14 protein-coding genes are annotated in these 17,697 nt (G+C 63.1%); 11 read left to right on the top strand and 3 right to left on the bottom strand.

Translation table 11 applies throughout. The annotated features are described in order from the left end of the window. Positions 1 to 59: 59 nt before the first annotated feature. Together HMPREF2874_RS08615 and HMPREF2874_RS08610 are read right to left on the bottom strand one after the other, a co-directional pair. Positions 60 to 1,481 carry an FtsX-like permease family protein gene (locus tag HMPREF2874_RS08615; RefSeq protein WP_070649969.1) on the bottom strand — a complete coding sequence of 474 codons (1,422 nt, stop codon included), beginning with the start codon at positions 1,479 to 1,481 and terminating at the stop codon, positions 60 to 62. Beyond that, entirely contained in the window at positions 1,481 to 2,446 is a 966-nt protein-coding gene (locus HMPREF2874_RS08610; RefSeq protein WP_049331495.1) for an ABC transporter ATP-binding protein, read from the bottom strand. Before HMPREF2874_RS08610 ends, HMPREF2874_RS08615 begins: the two co-directional genes overlap by 1 nt. A 238-nt stretch (positions 2,447 to 2,684) precedes the next feature. On the opposite strand from HMPREF2874_RS08610, the gene HMPREF2874_RS08605 reads away from it, so the two are divergent. From HMPREF2874_RS08605 to HMPREF2874_RS08570, 8 genes are all read left to right on the top strand, one after another. Next, positions 2,685 to 3,971: a histidine phosphatase family protein gene (locus HMPREF2874_RS08605; protein ID WP_070649968.1), complete on the top strand. Its 1,287-nt coding sequence runs from the start codon at positions 2,685 to 2,687 to the stop codon at positions 3,969 to 3,971. After that, complete coding sequence (locus HMPREF2874_RS08600) at positions 3,961 to 4,509, top strand: VanZ family protein (RefSeq protein ID WP_246823803.1); 549 nt, start codon at positions 3,961 to 3,963, stop codon at positions 4,507 to 4,509. The genes HMPREF2874_RS08605 and HMPREF2874_RS08600 overlap by 11 nt, the downstream gene beginning before the upstream one ends. A gap of 357 nt (positions 4,510 to 4,866) precedes the next feature. Next, positions 4,867 to 5,658, top strand: a complete 792-nt coding sequence (locus HMPREF2874_RS08595) for a DeoR/GlpR family DNA-binding transcription regulator (protein ID WP_070649967.1) — start codon at positions 4,867 to 4,869, stop codon at positions 5,656 to 5,658. Beyond that, positions 5,658 to 6,608, top strand: a complete 951-nt coding sequence (locus tag HMPREF2874_RS08590; RefSeq protein WP_070649966.1) for a 1-phosphofructokinase family hexose kinase — start codon at positions 5,658 to 5,660, stop codon at positions 6,606 to 6,608. Before HMPREF2874_RS08595 ends, HMPREF2874_RS08590 begins: the two co-directional genes overlap by 1 nt. Positions 6,609 to 6,742: 134 nt before the next feature. Beyond that, the gene (locus HMPREF2874_RS08585; RefSeq protein ID WP_070649965.1) at positions 6,743 to 8,749 is read left to right on the top strand and encodes a PTS fructose transporter subunit IIABC; all 2,007 of its coding nucleotides are present in this window, start codon (positions 6,743 to 6,745) and stop codon (positions 8,747 to 8,749) included. 98 nt (positions 8,750 to 8,847) lie between these two features. Further along, a complete protein-coding gene (ptsP, locus tag HMPREF2874_RS08580) occupies positions 8,848 to 10,542 on the top strand; it encodes a phosphoenolpyruvate--protein phosphotransferase (RefSeq protein ID WP_049345860.1) in 1,695 nt (564 codons plus the stop codon). A gap of 240 nt (positions 10,543 to 10,782) precedes the next feature. Then, positions 10,783 to 11,061, top strand: a complete 279-nt coding sequence (locus HMPREF2874_RS08575; protein ID WP_005504506.1) for an HPr family phosphocarrier protein — start codon at positions 10,783 to 10,785, stop codon at positions 11,059 to 11,061. Positions 11,062 to 11,327: 266 nt separating this feature from the next. Continuing rightward, positions 11,328 to 13,538 carry a threonine/serine exporter family protein gene (locus HMPREF2874_RS08570; RefSeq protein WP_070649964.1) on the top strand — a complete coding sequence of 737 codons (2,211 nt, stop codon included), beginning with the start codon at positions 11,328 to 11,330 and terminating at the stop codon, positions 13,536 to 13,538. 90 nt (positions 13,539 to 13,628) lie between these two features. Here HMPREF2874_RS08570 and HMPREF2874_RS08565 read toward each other — a convergent pair whose 3' ends face one another. Then, a complete protein-coding gene (locus HMPREF2874_RS08565; protein WP_065423968.1) occupies positions 13,629 to 14,300 on the bottom strand; it encodes a uracil-DNA glycosylase in 672 nt (223 codons plus the stop codon). A gap of 162 nt (positions 14,301 to 14,462) precedes the next feature. Here HMPREF2874_RS08565 and HMPREF2874_RS08560 point away from each other — a divergent pair, with 162 nt between their 5' ends. The 3 genes from HMPREF2874_RS08560 (at position 14,463) to groL (ending at position 17,531) form a co-directional block, all read left to right on the top strand. Continuing rightward, the gene (locus tag HMPREF2874_RS08560) at positions 14,463 to 14,822 is read left to right on the top strand and encodes a DUF3263 domain-containing protein (RefSeq protein WP_070649963.1); all 360 of its coding nucleotides are present in this window, start codon (positions 14,463 to 14,465) and stop codon (positions 14,820 to 14,822) included. Between the two features lie 157 nt (positions 14,823 to 14,979). After that, on the top strand, positions 14,980 to 15,564 hold the full coding sequence (locus HMPREF2874_RS08555) for a LytR C-terminal domain-containing protein (protein WP_070649962.1): 585 nt from the start codon (positions 14,980 to 14,982) through the stop codon (positions 15,562 to 15,564). 344 nt (positions 15,565 to 15,908) lie between these two features. Beyond that, complete coding sequence (groL, locus tag HMPREF2874_RS08550) at positions 15,909 to 17,531, top strand: chaperonin GroEL (protein ID WP_070649961.1); 1,623 nt, start codon at positions 15,909 to 15,911, stop codon at positions 17,529 to 17,531. Positions 17,532 to 17,697 lie beyond the last annotated feature (166 nt).

The following is a 17,697-nucleotide window of genomic DNA, read 5'->3' as shown; positions in this document are numbered from 1 at the left end:
ATCAAGAAACCCTCCCGCCGCGTCCGGAGAACGCAACGGGAGGGTAGGAACCGAACAGTCTAGAGAGCGGATACCGGCTTATGGGTCACCTGACGCATAAACGGAATGGTCGCCAGCAAGCCCGCGTAGACCAGCACCAGACCCAGCGCAATAGCGCCGAAGGTCAGACCGAACATCTTCGCCAGAACCTCACCGGGAAGGCCCTGAGCCGCAATCAAAGCGGTCAGCGGCAGACCCAGTAGCGCAGAGACCACGCTGATGAGTACCAGCGGGCCGAAGACCACGGTCAGGCGCGAAGCCTGCAGCAGCCTCGTGGGGGTACCCATCATATTCAGCGAAGAATACAGCGAACCGCGCTCGTAAATGGCGGCGCTCTGGTTCAGTACTGCGGAGAGGGTGACCAGCAGGTACGAGAAGAACAACATGAGCAGCATGCCCTGGAACATATCCTGCATGATGGTCATGAAGGGGCCGGCGGCGGGACCGGCTTCCTTCGCGTCTTTGCTCATCTCACCCGCCAGAATCAGGATGGGGCCGAAGAAAGTCACCAGGAAGGTCGACAGAGCCACACCCGAAACCTGACGCCACGCACCGCGCGGAGACTCCAGCACAGCACGGTAACCCAGCAGAACCGACGCCTTCTGGGTCATGCGTACACGAATCTTCGCGTACGCCCACACCAGGAAGGTACCAATCAGGTCGATAGCAACCATCATCAGCAAACCCGGCAGAGCAATGAAGATCGCCAGGTTCTTAATAGCGCTATCGGCACCGCCGTCCTGGAAGGGCGAGAACATCTTGAAGCCCGTAGAGGTCGACGCCAGAACCATCACGGCAATCACCAGAACAACACCGATACCCAGGGCAATGTAACCGGCAGAACCAGCCTTCGCGCGGGTACGCACACCCAGCGGGCTGATGCTGACCTTCGCCAGACCGAAGAGCGAGCTCAGAGCCGCCAGGGCCATACACCCCAGGAAGCAGTAGAAAATCATGCTCACCGGCAGGAGCATATTCTGAGCACCCAGCGGAACGTTCATGAAGTGCATGGCACCGAACGGGAAAATCAGCACCAGGTAGAGCAACAGGCCAATAATGAAACCCACGAAGGAGTACACCAGCGCATCCGCCACCGACAGACCCACAATCAGGGTCGTAGAGGCACCAATCAGACGCAGGGACGCAAGGCGCTCGTCTCGGCGGCGGGCACTCAAACGAGCCGCCGAGGCGCCCAGGGTAAAGAGCGGAACAACCAGCACCAGGGCGGCAACCCACGCCAAACCCATGTAGAGCTTCTGAATGCCCATCAGGTTCACCAGTTCGTGGTCAACGTTGGCGGCGTGCTCAAGCCAGGTGCTCAGCGCCTGAACACCACCGGCAACCGTCAAAAACAGCGCCGATGAGGCCGCAAAAGCCAGCACGGGAAGAATCGCCTGCGAACTCCATAGGGTTCGCTTGGCGAGCAGAGCATAGATTTGCATTATGCACCTGCCTGAGACTGAGCGTCAGGGTTCTGGGTGCCGTTCTGCGCGGGTACGCCGCCCTGGCTATTGCGCTGATCGCTCACGATCTGACCGTCCTGCAGGTACACCACGCGGGAGCACGCGGCAGCCACGTTCGGATCGTGGGTAACCACCAGCAGAGTCTTACCCTGCTGCGGAATCATGGTCAGCAACAGCGCCATCACCTCGCGCGCGGTCTTCGAATCCAGCGCACCGGTCGGCTCATCCGCGAAGGTCACGGGGGCGCCGTTCACCTGCGAACGGGCAATAGCCACGCGCTGGGCCTGACCACCGGACATCTCACCCATGCGGCGGTCCAGCATCTGGCCCAGACCCAGGCGGTTCAGCAGGTCAGCAGAAATGGCGCGCGCCTGCTGGCGGGGAATACCCGCAATCATCGCGGCGAGGGAGACGTTCTCCTCCGCGGTCAGCTCGGGAACCAGCAGACCCTGCTGGAACACGAAACCAAAAGAGCTAGCGCGCAGGGAGGTGCGCTCGCGCTCGCTGAGAGACTCGACCGCCACCTGACCGGTGGGGGAGTTGAACAGCACGGAACCGGCATCGAGCTTAATAATGCCCGAGAGCGCGTGCAGCAGGGTGGTCTTACCGGAACCGGAAGGACCCATAATCGCCACGGATTCGCCGGGGTAGATATCGAGGCTCACGTTACGTAGAACCGGGTTATTGCCGTAGGACTTGTGCAGGTTGCGGGCAGAAATAATCGCACCGGGCGCGAAGGGCGCCTGCTGCATCTGCTGGGGCATCTGGGGTGCCTGAGCGGGGTAACCCGGCTGGCCCTGATAATACCCCGCCTGGCTCGGCTGACCCGGCTGGGTGGAGTACTGGCCCGCAGGCTGCGCCGCCTGCGGAGGGGTCATCGAGTACGGGTTCTGGGACGTGGGAGCCTGGAACTGCGGGTTCTGGGGTTGAGGATTCTGCGTCATAGCAACCTTCATCGGATATGAACTAACGGAAGTACCCGTCTATCATCTCAGCTTCTCGGCGGCTCGGCCCTCCATCTGAGGGCTGAAAAATATGGGAATACGCTGAGAAAAGGGCCGACGCGGCGCTGGAGGGAGCTATTCTCCTCATCCTCCGGTATGAGGCCGGCACCGCGGGCGGCGTGCCGGCGGTGTGGCTTCGACCCCTTGAACTCGCGGAGACGAGTGGGATACTAGAAGGATGACCGACGCACAGAACACCCCCATCATCACCCCCGTCGCGCCCGAACCGCACGGAACCCGCATCATTCTTATGCGCCACGGGCAGACCGATTGGAACATCGACCACCGTTTCCAGGGCGGCACCGACATTCCCCTCAACGACACCGGCCGCGACCAGGTGCGCACCGCCATCGACGCGCTGAAGCAGGCCCGTGACGAAGGCACCGTCGTCGACCTGGTGCTCTCCTCGCCCCTGAGCCGCGCGGCCGAAAGCGCCGAGATTGTGGCCGAAGGCCTGAACGTGCCCTACCGGGGTGCCGTGGCCGGATTCCAGGAGCGCTCCTTCGGCGAGCTGGAGGGGCAAATCGCCACTCGCGAGCTGGTGCTCGCCTCCCGCGAATCCGGTGAGGAGTACGGCGTGGAACCCACGGAGGAATTCGTCGCCCGCGGCCTGGCGGCCCTGAACCGCGTGCGCCGCGAGTACGACGGCAAGACCGTGCTGGTGGCAACCCACGGCATGTTCATCGCGCTGATGATGAACGCCCTGCTGGGGGAGCGCCCCGACTGCCTCACCGAGGAGGGTTTCTACCCGATTCCCGTCAACGCCTCCCTGACCGAGGTGCCCCTGCAGTACCTGGACAGCACCATCGACCGCCTGCTCGTGCGTCAGAACGAACCCGACCTGGGACCTGAGCCCCTGCCCGCCGGCGCCGAGAACACCTCCCTCACCCTGATTCGTCACGGCCAGACCGACTGGAACAAGGTGAACCTCATGCAGGGCGTCACGGACATTCCGCTCAACGACACCGGTCGCGAGCAGGCACACACCACCGGCAAGAAGCTGGCGGAGATGGGCCTGGACTTTACGGTGCTGGTGTCTTCGCCGCTGTCCCGTGCCCACGAGACCGCGCAGCTGGTCGGCGAGCACTTCGACCTGCAGGTGGACAAGACCTACCCCGAGCTGGTCGAGCGCGCCTACGGTGACGGCGAGGGCCTGGACATTCCCGCCCCCGAACGCCGCGCCCCCGAGCGCTACTACCCGAACGTGGAATCCGAACGCGACGTGTACATTCGCGCGGTACGCGTGCTGCGCCAGATTGTGCGGGACTACGCGGAGCGAGGCGGAGAACAGAAGATTATCGCCGTCAGCCACGGCAGCCTGATTCGCCGCGCCCTCTCCGCCGCCGCGGGTGAGGAGTGGACCGTGACCGTGCCGAACGCCGAGCCGCTGGTGGTGGACGTCCCCGGCCTCTTCGCGTGGGACTCCTCGCGATACACCGACGAGGTGGGTCGCATTGTCTGGTAGCGCGCGCCCCGCGGGCAAAGTCCTTGAGCGTTCGGCGCAGGGGGCATCCGTTGCACCCGAGGGGGCAGCTGAGTCCTCGGCGCGTCCCCTCTCCCGGGGGATGCGCGTGCTCCGCGGCGCCCTCTGGGCCCTTACCGCACTGTACTGCCTGGTCGTGGCGAGCATCGTGTTCGCCCCCGTCCACGTGGACGACAATGAGATGGGTGGCCGCCTCGCATCCCTGCTGGATGCGGGCCACGCCGCCGGCTGGCTACCCGAGTTTGTGACCTACTCCAGCATCGAGCAGCTCTCAAACGTCATCATGTTTGTGCCTGGAGGCTTCCTCTTCGCCCTGCTCCTGGGACCGTCTGCGCGACGCCATGTGCTGTACGCCGGGTTCGTGGTGAGCGCGTGCATCGAGACAATTCAAAGCTTCATGCCTAACCGCACGGGGGATTTCGTGGATGTGCTCATGAACGGTACGGGTGCCCTGCTGGGAGCGGCCTGCGCTTTCTGGGTGCACCGGGTGCTCCGCAAACGCCGGGAGCGCCGGGCGTAGGGACCGGCCCGCCGCCCGACCGGTGGACACTGGCGGTCGATGCGTGTGGGCCGCGTTATGTGTGGGCCGCATTATGTGTGGCCCGCGGAACAAAACCCAACGCATCATCGAGTCAAACAGACATAATCACTCACACGGGGTGGTAAAGGGTGTGGTTTCTGTAGGGAACACAGGGTAATATTCCGGTGAATACGGTGGTTTATATTGACCTACCCACAAAAACCCACATAAAATCAAGTATGATAATGGATGTTCTGGGGCGCACTGCGTTTGCTTCCCGCGGGAACGTACCCGCACTGAGAACACACCATAGATACGCACAGATTTCCTACCCACTACCGAAAGAACACCGAATTTATGTTCGCAGAAGAACGCCGTGCCGAAATTGCAAAGCTCGTTGCCTCCGCACGCCGCGTGAACGGCGCAGACCTTGCGCGCCGATACGATGTGACCATGGAGACCGTGCGCCGTGACCTTGCTGCCCTGGAAGAGGCCGGCAAGCTTCGCCGCGTCCACGGTGGCGCGGTGACCATCGAGCAGTCCACCTCCCTGGAATCGTCTATTTCCTCCCGCCAGGGCATGAACACCCCGGAGAAGCGCCGCATCGCCACCAAGGCGTACCAGATGCTACGCGATTCTGAGTCGGGTTCCATCGTGCTGGACGCGGGTTCCACCATCGAGATTCTCGCCGACCACATCGGCGCCGAGAATTTCAGCCTCAAGACCGGCAACGACCGCATCATCATCACCCACGCCCTGCATATTGCCGTTAAGCTCGCCGAGGCCGAGGGTGTAACCCTCGAGCTGGTGGGCGGTCAGCTGCGCAAGATGACCTGGGCCGCCGTCGGCGCCCGCGCGGCCGAGCACTTCGGCACGATGCGCCCCGATATTGCGTTTATCGGTGCCAACGGCATCGAGGCGCACTTTGGTATCTCCACCCCCGGCATGAACGAGGCAATCGTTAAGACTGCAATCTGCAAGTCCGCCCGTCGTGTGGTCCTGCTCTGTGACTCCGCGAAGTTTGGCCAGGAGTCCCTGGTTCGCTTCGCTGGATTTGAGGATATTGACACCCTCATTACCGATCGCGAGCCCGAGGGCGCCCTTCGCCAGGCGCTCGAGGCCGCCAATGTTGAGATTGTGATTGCCTAATGATTATTACCCTGACCGCTAACCCCAGCCTGGACCGCACGATTGAGCTCGGCGCGCCCCTGGCCCACGGCGCCGTGCAGCGTGCCGTCGGTGCCGTGCAGGATCCGGGCGGCAAGGGCGTGAATATTTCTCGCGCGCTGCAGGTTTCCGGTGTTCCGACCGTGGCTATTGTGCCCGGCGAGTCCACCGACCCGGTGCTGACCGCTCTGTCTGCGGTGGATGTCGAGTTTGCGAACCTGCCGACCGGTGAGCCGATTCGCTCGAATATCACCGTGGTGGACCCCGATGGCACCACCACCAAGCTGAACGCTCCCGGCACCCACTTTGATGCGCAGCTGCGCGAGAAGCTGGACGCCCTGGTGATTGAGCGTTCCAAGGGTGCCGAATGGGTGGTCCTGGCCGGCTCTCTTCCGCCGGGTCTGGAGCCCACCTACTATTCCGAGCTGGTGGCGGCCCTACGCGCCTCCGGTTACGAGGGCAAGATTGCGATTGATACCTCCGAAGCGCCGCTGATTGCGACCGTTGCGGGTGCGCACAAGCCCACGCTGATTAAGCCCAACTCCGAGGAGCTGGCCCAGCTGACCGGTGGTGATAATTGGGAGGAGCTTGAGGCCAGCCCCGAGCTGACTGCCCGCACCGCTCAGAAGCTGCTTGGCGACGGCATCGAGTACGTGTTGGCCACCCTGGGTGGCGGCGGCGCGGTGCTCGTGACCGAGGAAGGTATCTGGCACGCCGTGCACGAGCCGATTCAGGTGCGTAGCACGGTGGGTGCCGGTGACTCTTCGCTCTCGGGCTTCTTGATTGCGCACACTCGCGGCGCGGATGCGCCCGGTTGCCTGGTTCAGGCGGTGGCCCACGGTTCTGCCGCGGCGGCCCTGCCCGGTACCCGTATGCCCTCGCTGGAGCAGACCACCCCCGAGAAGGTTACTGTCCGTCAGATTCAGCTCTGACGAGGGGCGAAGCGCCACCGACGTAAATATTCTAATTTGAGAATATTTACCCGGGGCTCTGCACACACTTAAAACACAGGAGGAGGACGTTCCCGCCGGAGCATCCCGCCTCCACTCCAATCCGAGGAGAGAACATGTCCGATCTGATCACCGCGGATCTCGTCCTACTGGACGAGAATCTCGGCGACACCCGATTCGACGTCATCGCCAAGCTTGCCGAAGCTGTCGTCAAGGCCGGCCGTGCGACCGACTTCGAGCAGCTCTACGCGGCTGCCGAGGCTCGCGAGTCCAAGACCGACACCGGCATCCCCGGCGGCATTGCCATCCCGCACTGCCGCAGCGCCGCCGTCACCGAGCCGACCCTGGCCATGGCACGCCCCAACCCAGCCGTTTCGTTCGGCGCTAAGGACGGCCCCGCCGACCTGATTTTCTTCATCGCTGCACCCGACGGTGCCGACCAGGCCCACCTGAAGCTGCTGTCGACCCTGGCACGCTCCCTCATGAAGAAGAGCTTCACCGCCGCCCTGCGTGAGGCTTCGTCCGCCGATGAGGTCGTGGACCTGGTGAACGGTGCGCTGGGCGTGGGCGAGAAGAAGGCGGAGGCTAAGCCCGCCGAGGCTGCCCCCGCCGCTGCCGAGAAGGAAGCCCCGAAGGCTTCTGAAAGCGCGTCGGCCGTGAAGAAGATTGTCGCGGTGACCGCGTGCCCCACCGGTATCGCCCACACCTACATGGCCGCCGACGCCCTCAAGTACGCCGCCGAGGAACTCGGCTACGACCTGAAGGTTGAGACCCAGGGCTCCTCGGGCAACGAAACCCTGAGCCAGGCCGATATTGACGCCGCCGACGCCGTGATTTTTGCCGTGTCCGTGAACGTTCGTGACCGCAACCGCTTCGCCGGTAAGCCCTTCGTGGAGTCACCCGTTAAGCGCGGTATCGACGAGCCGAAGGAAATGATCGCTGAGGCCTTGGCCGAGGCCGAGAACCCGAACGGTGCCCGCGTGGCCGCCGCCGCATCCACCTCCGATGACAGCGCCGGCGCCTCCGAGGGTGCCTGGGGCTCGCGCATCTACAAGGCCGTGATGACCGGTATCTCCTACATGATTCCGTTCGTCGCCGCCGGCGGTATTCTGGTGGCCCTCGGCTTCGTCTTCGAGGCCATCACCATGCCGAACCTTGGCGACGTGGACACCAAGGCAATTCTGGGTTCGGCAACCCTGTTCAACCTGGGTGACGTGCACTGGACCCTGTACCTGGGTGCCGTGCTGCAGACCATCGGTGGCTTTGGTCTGAGCCTGATGGTTCCGGCCCTAGCCGCGTACATTGCGTACGGTCTGGCCCAGCGTCCCGGTATCGCACCGGGCTTCATCGCCGGTTCCGTGGCTCTGGCCGTGAACTCCGGCTTCCTCGGCGGTATCGTCGGCGGTATCCTCGCCGGTCTGATTGCGTACGCTCTGGGCACCCTGAAGCTACCCCGCTGGTTGGGTTCCATGATGCCCGTGGTCATCACTCCGCTCGTGACTTCGCTGGTGACCGGCCTGGCAATGTACCTGCTGCTCGGTGCGCCCCTGGCTTGGGTTATGACCACCCTGCAGGTTTGGCTGACCTCGATGTCCGGCGGTTCCGCTCTGCTGCTGGGCCTGATCCTGGGTGCCATGATGGCCTCCGATCTGGGCGGCCCCATCAACAAGGCTGCTTACCTCTTCGCAACCGCCGGTCTGTCCTCGGGTGCGACCGTGAACCAGGAAATCATGGCCGCCGTCATCATCTCGGGTATGGTTCCGCCGCTGGCCATGGCCCTGGCCACCACCCTGCGCCCCAAGCTCTTCAGTGAGACCGAGCGCGAGAACGGCAAGGCCGCCTGGCTGCTGGGTGCATCCTTCATCTCCGAGGGTGCTATTCCCTTCGCCTCGGCTGATCCCGCCCGTGTCATCCCCTCGACCATTGTGGGTGGTGCCCTCGCCGGTGCCATCTCGATGAGCGCTCACGTGGCCTCTCCGGCACCGCACGGCGGTATCTGGATTATTGGTCTGGCGCAGAACCCGCTGATGTTCTTCGTGGCCGTGCTGGCCGGTACCGTGCTATCGGCTCTGGTGTACGTTGTGCTGAAGTCCATGGGTGCCCGTTCCAAGGCATCCGCCTAAACCGTAGACCTCATCTTCTGATTGACTCGCAACTACAGAGGACAGCGCGAATAGAACGCGTTACACTGTAGAGAACCCACAGATAGGATATGAATCCCATGACTACCTACAAGGGCGTCGGCGTCTACGCCGGTCGCGTGATTGGCCCGGTTCTTCAGATGCCCAAGCCCATTGAAGAGCCCAAGGACGGCCTGCGTCTGAGCAGTGAGACCGCCGAGGCAGCCGCACAGCGCATCAAGGACGCTTCGGTCCGCGTTAAGGAAGACCTGCTCGCTCGTGCCGAGCACGCCAGCCGCGACGGCAAGGCCGTGCTGAAGTCCACCTCCCAGATGGCTACCGACCGTGCACTCATCAAGAGCGCTATCAAGCTGGTCGAGACCCAGGAGATGGCCCCCGAGCGTGCTATTTGGGAGGCAGCAACCTCCTTCGCTGACCAGATGGCTGCCCTGGGCGGCTACATGGCTGAGCGCGTGACCGACATCCACGACGTTCGTGCCCGCATCGTTGCCGAGCTGACCGGCCAGCAGGCCCCCGGTATTCCCGTTTCTGACGAGCCGTTCATCCTGGCCGCTATCGACCTGGCACCGGCCGACACCGCAACCCTGGACCCCGAGAAGGTTATCGCCCTGATTACCTCTGACGGTGGTCCCCAGGCGCACACCGCTATTCTGGCTCGCGGCCTGGGCCTGCCCGCTATTGTGGCGGCCAAGGGCGTGACCGATATTGCCGACGGCACCGTCGTGTACGTGGACTCCAACGAGGGCATCGTTGACACCGAACCCACCGATGCTGACCGCGAGGCAGCCATTAAGTACGCAAACCGCAAGCCCGTCGCCGACTTCGACGGCAAGGGCGTGCTGGCTGACGGCACCCGCGTTGAGCTGTACGCAAACGTTGGTGACGGCAAGTCCGCTGAAAAGGCTGCAAGCCTGAAGGCCGAGGGTGTTGGCCTGCTCCGCACCGAGTTCGGCTTCCTGGGCCACGACGCTGAGCCCTCCATCGAGACTCAGGCTAAGACCTACAAGTCCGTGTTTGACGCATTCCCCGGCAAGCACATCGTGGTTCGTACCCTGGACGCCGGCGCTGACAAGCCCCTGCCGTTCCTGAACGTGAACCCCGAGGAGAACCCCGCACTGGGTGTCCGCGGTTTCCGTACCGACTGGACCGTGCCGGGCGTTCTGACCCGCCAGCTGCAGGCTATCAAGGCCGCTTCGGAGGATTCCGACGCCGACATTTGGGTTATGGCCCCGATGATTTCGACCACCTCCGAGGCACGTAACTTCGCGAACATGCTCAAGGAGATTGGCCTGCCCGTTCACGGTGTGATGGTTGAGACCCCCGCAGCCGTGATGAACGCCGAGGCAATCCTGGGCGAGGTGGACTTCGTGTCCATCGGTACCAACGACCTGACCCAGTACACCATGGCGGCTGACCGCCTGCTGGGCGATCTGGCTCACCTGAACAACCCCTGGCAGCCCGCAGTGCTGAAGATGATCAAGATGACCGTTGAGGGTGCTCAGCGTGCATCGGTCACCGCCGGCAAGAAGAAGTACGTGAGCGTCTGTGGTGAGGCCGCAGCCGACCCGGCTCTGGCTGTTGTTCTGATTGGTCTGGGCGTTGATACCCTGTCCATGAACGCCGGCGCTATCCCCGCCGTGGCCGCCGTGCTGAAGTCCGTCACCAAGGAGAAGGCACAGCAGATTGCCGCTATCGCCCTGCAGCAGATTTCCTCTGCCGAGGCGAAGGAGAGCGCACGCAAGGCTCTGCCGATTCTGGACGAGCTGGGCCTCTAATCAAGAGTCGCTAGGGTTCGCGGCTTCCTCACCGTCGGATGGTCGCTGAACCGCTCGGCCCATGAGCCGACACACCTACAATGCCGGGTGCAGAGATTATTTCTGCACCCGGCATTTTTATGTTTGTTAGCGCAGGGCTAACCGGTACAATTTATAGGGTAAGGGCGGGTCCTAACGCGCCCCGTTCATCTAGAATAGGTTCCGAGATTATTTCGGTTCCTGAATCAAAGGAGAAACATAATGGCAGAGCGCGAAGCCACTATCGCAAGCCGTGTCGGCCTGCACGCACGTCCGGCAGCAATTTTCGCTGAGGCAGCTGGCGACCTCCCCGTCGAGGTCACCATCGCAGCTAAGGGCGAGCCCGCCGATGAGGCTATGGATGCAGCATCCATCCTGTCCCTGATGTCCCTGGGCGCAAAGCACGGCGATGTTGTCGTTCTGCGTGCTGAGGGTGAGGGTGCTGAAGAGGCTCTGGACTCGCTGGTTAAGATCCTCGAGACCGACCACGACGCTGAGTAATTAACCTCGGCCCCGGCCGGGTTGCCGTATTCCGTCGCCCACGGGTGCGGAAACGAGCACACAATGCGTAAATATCCCGTCACTGAGGTGGCGGGATATTTTGTTGCCCGCGTTCTTCACCGAGGGGAGGCAGACCGCGAACAGCCGAAGAAAACGGGCCGGGCGGAGGGGTGGAGAATTTGATTTCGGGACCTGCTCACGAGGGTGTACCCCTCGCGTCGCTCCCTTGTTAGACTATAGGGGCACTGTCTAAACGGGAGGGGACATTGGCAGATTCGAGGAATACTCCCGCGCCTTCGGAGGTACGAGCCGGAGCGCGGAACGCGTCGCATGCAGGCGAGGCGCAGGCTCAGCCGGGAGAGCCGGATAACACCCGGAATAGCGCCTCGGAAGAGGCCGTCCCCGCGGTCACAGCGGGTTACGTCGCAGGCAAGGGCGGGTTTCCCCTGGTCTCCCTCGATCAGGTTGCTGACGAGCGCCTGCGCCGCGTCCTGGCGCAGCAGAACACCTCCGAAGAGACGGGGACCGTGCAGGCGCACGCCGTGAGCGATGTTCTGCACGACGTAGCCGCGCAGGTTGGTATTTCTACCGTCCCGGACGAGGTATCCGCCCCGCAGGAGGAGCCTGCCGAGCTCGACCACGGTGCCCGTACCCTCATTGACCCGTCCCTCACCCCCGAGGATGAACTGGACGCATACCGCGACGAAGCGCATCCCGTGACTGCCAGCAACGTGGTGACTGAGGCGGCTCTGACGCGCCCCTCCCAGCCGGTTCCCATGACCGGCATGATTCCTCAGGTTCCGAACTCCCAGGCCGCGCAGCGTTACGGCCTCGATACGGCCTCTGCCGCGGTGCCCAAGACCGGCCCCTTCTCGGTGGCGACGACCGCCGTGCCCCTCGTGGGCCGGAACGTACGAGGAGCGCGAGGCCGCGGTACCGGCGGTCGCTGGGGTACGCGCCACCTACGTTCTTTTGTGCGTACCGAGGAGGCGGCTCCCGGCGCACCGCGCGGTGCCGCTCGCATCGCCCAGCGGCAGTTCGTGCCGACCATTCGTACTCAGGAGCACGAGCGCCGTGAGGCCTTCCGTCGCGAGAAGGAATACGCCCGCGATACCCTGAACTTCACCCTGCGTTTGGCGGAGGCGATGTTCCACTACGGTGCCGACGCTATGGACGTGGACTCGGCCATCATCGCGGTCTCTTCCGCGTACGGGCTGGACTCGGTGGACGTTGACATTACGAACCAGTCGGTGACCATCAACTACACCTCGGACCCGGATATCTACATGGAGTCCCGCATTGCCAAGCGCAACGCGAACGCGGACGAGCGCTTTACCCACACGCTTGTGCGCGTGGTGCGTTCCTCCACGGAGAACTACGAGGCGCTCTCCGAGGTGTACGGCCTGATTTACAAAATTACGCGAGGCGGCATGACCCTTGAGATTGCCGACCTAAAGCTGAGCCAGATTACGCACCGACCCAAGCCCTTCCCGCCGCTGGTCGTGTGGCTGGCTAACCTGGCCTGCGCCGCGACGCTGACCGCGGCGCTGGGTGCGAGCTTCTCCACGGCTCTGAGCGCGGCCATCATCTTTATTCCGGTGTACTTGCTGATTCAGTGGCTAAGCTCAATCGGTATCCCGGCGTTCTTCCGCATGGCAGCCAGCGCGGGCCTGATGACCTTCCTGGCGATTTGGCTGGGTGGCGATGGTTCGATTCTGCAGCGTCCGGGGGAACCGATTTCGGCACCCCTGGTGGTTGCAGCGGGCATGATTATGTTTTTGCCAACCCCCCGCCTGGTGGGTGCCGTGCAGGACGCGATTAACGGTTTCCCGGTGACGGCCGCGGGCCGCTTCGTGTCGACGGGCATGAGCTTCTTGGGCCTGGTGGTCGGCATCGCGACGGCTGTGAGTGCTATTAATATTTTCAATGGCCCGACCCTGGATATTGAGCAGCTGCGCTTCCAACCGACGACCCCGCTCGTTGCGTCGTTTTTCTTCCTGATTGCGACGGCGACCTTCGCGATTACCCTGCAGACGAAGCTGGTGAAGGTTGGGTGGCTGATGCTCATCACCACCTGTGGTCTGGCGGCTTATTACAGCTATGACATTCTGGCCGGTCCGAGCACGGGTCGCGGTCCGACGGCGTGTGCGGCGGTTGTGATTGGCGCGTTGAGTACGTATTTTGCGTACCGATTGCACGTGCCGCAGGCCATCTTTTCGATTCCCGCGATTACGTTCCTGCTGCCGGGTCTGTCGTTCTTCCGCGGCATGTACCTGCTGACGGTTGAGACCGACGTGATTCTGGGCATGCAGAACATGATTACGGCGGCCTCGATTGCGGTGGCGATGGCCTCGGGTGTGGCGCTCGGTAATTACACGATGCAGTATCTGTTGCAGCGTTTCACGAAGCCGCGTAACGTTGAACCTTTGGACGCTGTGGCTCCCGAAGCAGCGGATGCGGAATCCACCCCGGCTTAACATGCCTGACGGGATTATATAGCCAATATAGAATATGCGTGGCGGCCCGTGAACCTCAGTTCATGGGCCGCCACGCTATCTTTGAAGGCTCTAGCGCACGGTCCAGTCCACCGGCTCGGCCCCCTGCTGCACGAGCAGGGAATTCACTGTGGAGAAGGGGCGGGAACCGAAGAAACCCCGTCGCGCCGAAAGGGGCGAGGGATGCGCCGACTCCACGCTCGGGTACGGCTTCAGCATGGGCGCGCACTTGCGTGCATCCGCACCCCAGAGCAGACCCACGAGCGGCTGATTGCGCGCCACCAGGGCACGGATAGCGCACTCGGTAATCTCTTCCCAGCCCTTGCCGCGGTGCGAACCGGCATCGGACTCGCGCACGGAAAGCACCCTGTTCAGGAGCATGACGCCTTCATCAGCCCAGCAGGACAGGTCGCCGTGTTCGGCGGGAGCGATGCCCAGGTCGTCCTGCAGTTCCTTATAGATATTGGTGAGCGAGCGGGGCACGGGCATGCCGCGATGCACCGAGAAGGACAGGCCCATGGCATTACCGGGGGTGGGGTAGGGGTCCTGCCCGATGATAAGAACCTTAACCTCGCTCATCGGGCGGCGGAAAGCGTTGAAGATATCGCCGGACGGCGGGAAGGTTCGGTAGCCGGCGGCGTGCTCGGCGCGCAGGAAATCCCCCATGGCGTGAATCTGCTCTTCGACCGGGGCGAGGGCCGCGGCCCAGTCCTCGCTCATGATGGTGTTCAGGGGCTGGTTCAAGCGTACTCCTCGGGCTGGGGCGGCCCGGCTGGTTTCGGTGCCGGGCGCGCGACGTTTGCTTCTCCTCTAGACTGAGGCTCTCCTCTAGACTAAGGGAAGACGAATACTCGCGGCGGCAATGTCGGCCGCGATGGTACGCCGCAGACAGAATGAGGAGGGAATATGCCGGAGCAGGAACACGCCGAAGCCGTGCAGTCCGAAACCCCGGAGAACAAAACTTCGGAGAACAAAACCCCGGGAAAGACCGAAAGCCCGGCTGAAACCTCGGCCGAGACCCCCGTCCGTGCTGAGACTCAATCGGATGAGCTGAACGACGGGCTGAACCCGCTCGAGCGGCGCATCCTGGCCCTGGAACGCCGAGAATTCAAGCATCAGGGTTCCAAAGAGAAGGCCATTAAAGCCCTCGGATTCACCCCGATTGCCTACTACCAGATGCTGAACGTCATGCTGGACGATGAGCGCGTGCGCGCGGCGGCTCCGCGACTCGTGGATGCGCTGCGCGCCCGTCGTGACGCCGACTAGTCAATCCTGGCGTGACGCTTTGCGGTGCGTGCCCGCGTTGGTCCCGCCGGCCCGAGACGGTACTCTAGGTACAGGGAGCGCCGAGTCATCCGCCGCGCTACCTCGAAGAAGCACTGCGCGGACCACCGCGATGAAGTACCCGTGAATTGAGGAGACCATGAGCTATCCCCGCGACGAGTTTGATGAGGTGGACGAGAAGACCGCGCGCCGCGGAACCTACCGCGCGGTCAACGCCGATCCCGCAAAGAGCCCGAAGGGTGCTATTCCGCTGGTTGCCGCCGGCGTGGTCGGCCTGCTGGTGGGCGCCGCCATGTACATTTACGCCCCGCGTACGGCTTCGCCCGAGTACTCGGCGCAGAAGTCCGCGTCGAGCTCTGCTTCGGCCCGTTCCTCGGCATCCGCCACCTCCGCTTCGGCCTCTGCATCCGCGACGGCCTCGGCCAGCCCCTCGAAGACGGGCCTGGTGGACAGCATTTCGGTGGGCGTGTTTAACGCGTCCGCCCCGGCCGGTAGCGCCTCGAGCGCGGCGGCTCTGCTGAGCAATTACACCGTCAACGAGACCGCCAACTACACCGGTGCGGCCCCGGCGACCAGCGTGGTGTACTACGCGGAGGGCTACCAGGCACAGGCGCAGAGCATCGCCGCGGCCCTGGACATTTCCCAGGTGCGCCAGGCGACCTCCGCCGTGCCGATGGGCAACCACGAGGTGATTGTGGTTCTGGCCTCCGATTACACCGGCTAGGCTCCCGCCTCAACCGCCTCGGCATGACAAACTTTCAGCGACCCCACTCGTGCAATTCCAATGAGGTACGGGTGGGGTTGATGCTTTAACGTCCCCCGTCGAGAGGGCGTTGAGGCCCCCGACGGCGGGTTGGATGAGCGCAGATTAAGCACTGGGCGATTAACCCTTCAACCTTGGGCTTAAACGTTTGCCCCCTGCCGGTACGGGTGCCACAATTGTTGTAGCATTTGGGCGCCCTGTATAACGCGCGCGTGAGTTACACGCGCCAGGCCCGGGCCCCAATTTTAGACGTACCGCATCCCAGTGGGATGCGGGAGAAAATCCTATCGTTCAGGAGGACACTTATGGCAAAGCTCATTGCTTTTGACGAAGAGGCACGCCGCGGCCTGGAGCGCGGTCTGAACACCCTCGCCGATGCAGTGAAGGTGACCCTCGGCCCCCGTGGCCGCAACGTTGTGCTGGAGAAGGCGTGGGGCGCCCCCACCATCACCAACGACGGTGTCTCGATCGCGAAGGAAATCGAGCTGGAGGATCCGTACGAGAAGATTGGTGCGGAGCTCGTCAAGGAAGTTGCCAAGAAGACTGACGACATCGCCGGTGACGGTACCACCACCGCTACCGTTCTGGCTCAGGCACTGGTCCGCGAGGGCCTGCGCAACGTGGCTGCTGGCGCTGATCCGCTGAGCCTCAAGCGCGGCATCGAGAAGGCTGTTGAGGCTGTGACCGAGGCTCTGCTCTCCTCCGCTAAGGAAGTTGAGACCGAGGAAGAGATCGCCGCAACCGCATCGATTTCCGCTGGCGACGCTGAGATCGGCAAGCTCATTGCTGAGGCAATGGAGAAGGTCGGCAAGGAAGGCGTCATCACCGTTGAGGACTCCAACACTTTCGGCCTGCACCTGGAGCTGACCGAGGGTATGCGCTTCGACAAGGGCTTCCTATCCGGTTACTTCGTGACCGACCCGGAGCGTCAGGAAGCCGTCCTGGAGGACCCCTACATCCTGGTTGTGAACCAGAAGATTTCGAACGTTAAGGACCTCGTCCCCGTCCTGGAGAAGGTCATGCAGTCCGGCAAGCCGCTGCTGATTGTTGCTGAGGACGTTGAGGGTGAGGCTCTGGCTCTGCTGGTGCTGAACAAGATGCGCGGCTCCATCAAGTCTGTTGCTGTGAAGGCTCCGGGCTTCGGTGACCGCCGTAAGGCTCAGATGGCTGATATCGCTATCCTGACCGGTGGCCAGGTCATTACCGAAGAGGTTGGCCTGTCCCTGGACGCAGCAACCCTGGACATGCTCGGTTCCGCTCGCAAGGTCGTTGTGACCAAGGACGAGACCACCATCATCGAGGGTGCAGGCGACGCAGCAGCTATCGAGGGTCGCGTGGCTCAGATTCGCGCAGAGATCGCTAACTCTGACTCCGACTACGACCGTGAGAAGCTGCAGGAGCGCCTGGCTAAGCTCGCCGGTGGTGTTGCTGTGCTGAAGGCTGGTGCCGCAACCGAGGTTGAGCTGAAGGAGCGCAAGCACCGCATCGAGGATGCTGTGCGTAACGCTAAGGCTGCTGTTGAGGAGGGTATCGTCCCCGGTGGTGGCGTTGCTCTGATTCAGGCTGGCGTGAAGGTCTTCGACAAGCTGGAGCTGACCGGTGACGAGGCGACCGGCGCGAACATTGTGCGCGTGGCTATTGACGCACCGCTGAAGCAGATTGCCGCTAACGCTGGCCTGGAGCCGGGCGTTGTGGTTGACCGCGTTCGCTCCCTGCCCGCAGGTACCGGCCTGAACGCCGCAACCGGTGAGTACGAGGACCTGATGGCTGCCGGTATTGCTGACCCGGTGAAGGTGACCCGTTCGGCTCTGCAGAACGCTGCGTCGATTGCCGGTCTGTTCCTGACCACCGAGGCTGTTGTTGCGAACAAGCCGGAGCCCGCTGGTGCGGCTACTCCCGGTGCGGACGCCATGGGAGGAATGATGTAATAACTTTTTGTCCCCGATGGGGCAAAAAGTTATGGAATCCGTGGCACGCGAAGCGTGACACGGTGGCGACCTAGCGCTGGTACTCAAACCGGCGCAGGTACACGCATCCGTATGAGGCGGGGGCGGCTACCCATGAAGGGTGGCCGCCCCCGCTTTTTCTGTGCCG

Origin of the sequence: Rothia sp. HMSC068F09, from assembly GCF_001812775.1 — a bacterium.
In the GTDB taxonomy this organism is placed as follows: domain Bacteria; phylum Actinomycetota; class Actinomycetes; order Actinomycetales; family Micrococcaceae; genus Rothia; species Rothia mucilaginosa_A.
This window is presented reverse-complemented; position numbering and strand designations above follow the sequence as displayed.

Bases quoted from the DNA above. Each gene is read 5' to 3' on its own strand.
- HMPREF2874_RS08615 (WP_070649969.1), bottom strand. From the start codon at position 1,481: ATGCAAATCTATGCTCTGCTCGCCAAGCGAACCCTATGGAGTTCGCAG.
- HMPREF2874_RS08610 (WP_049331495.1), bottom strand. From the start codon at position 2,446: ATGACGCAGAATCCTCAACCCCAGAACCCGCAGTTCCAGGCTCCCACG.
- HMPREF2874_RS08605 (WP_070649968.1), top strand. From the start codon at position 2,685: ATGACCGACGCACAGAACACCCCCATCATCACCCCCGTCGCGCCCGAA.
- HMPREF2874_RS08595 (WP_070649967.1), top strand. From the start codon at position 4,867: ATGTTCGCAGAAGAACGCCGTGCCGAAATTGCAAAGCTCGTTGCCTCC.
- HMPREF2874_RS08590 (WP_070649966.1), top strand. From the start codon at position 5,658: ATGATTATTACCCTGACCGCTAACCCCAGCCTGGACCGCACGATTGAG.
- HMPREF2874_RS08585 (WP_070649965.1), top strand. From the start codon at position 6,743: ATGTCCGATCTGATCACCGCGGATCTCGTCCTACTGGACGAGAATCTC.
- ptsP (WP_049345860.1), top strand. From the start codon at position 8,848: ATGACTACCTACAAGGGCGTCGGCGTCTACGCCGGTCGCGTGATTGGC.
- HMPREF2874_RS08575 (WP_005504506.1), top strand. From the start codon at position 10,783: ATGGCAGAGCGCGAAGCCACTATCGCAAGCCGTGTCGGCCTGCACGCA.
- HMPREF2874_RS08560 (WP_070649963.1), top strand. From the start codon at position 14,463: ATGCCGGAGCAGGAACACGCCGAAGCCGTGCAGTCCGAAACCCCGGAG.
- HMPREF2874_RS08555 (WP_070649962.1), top strand. From the start codon at position 14,980: ATGAGCTATCCCCGCGACGAGTTTGATGAGGTGGACGAGAAGACCGCG.
- groL (WP_070649961.1), top strand. From the start codon at position 15,909: ATGGCAAAGCTCATTGCTTTTGACGAAGAGGCACGCCGCGGCCTGGAG.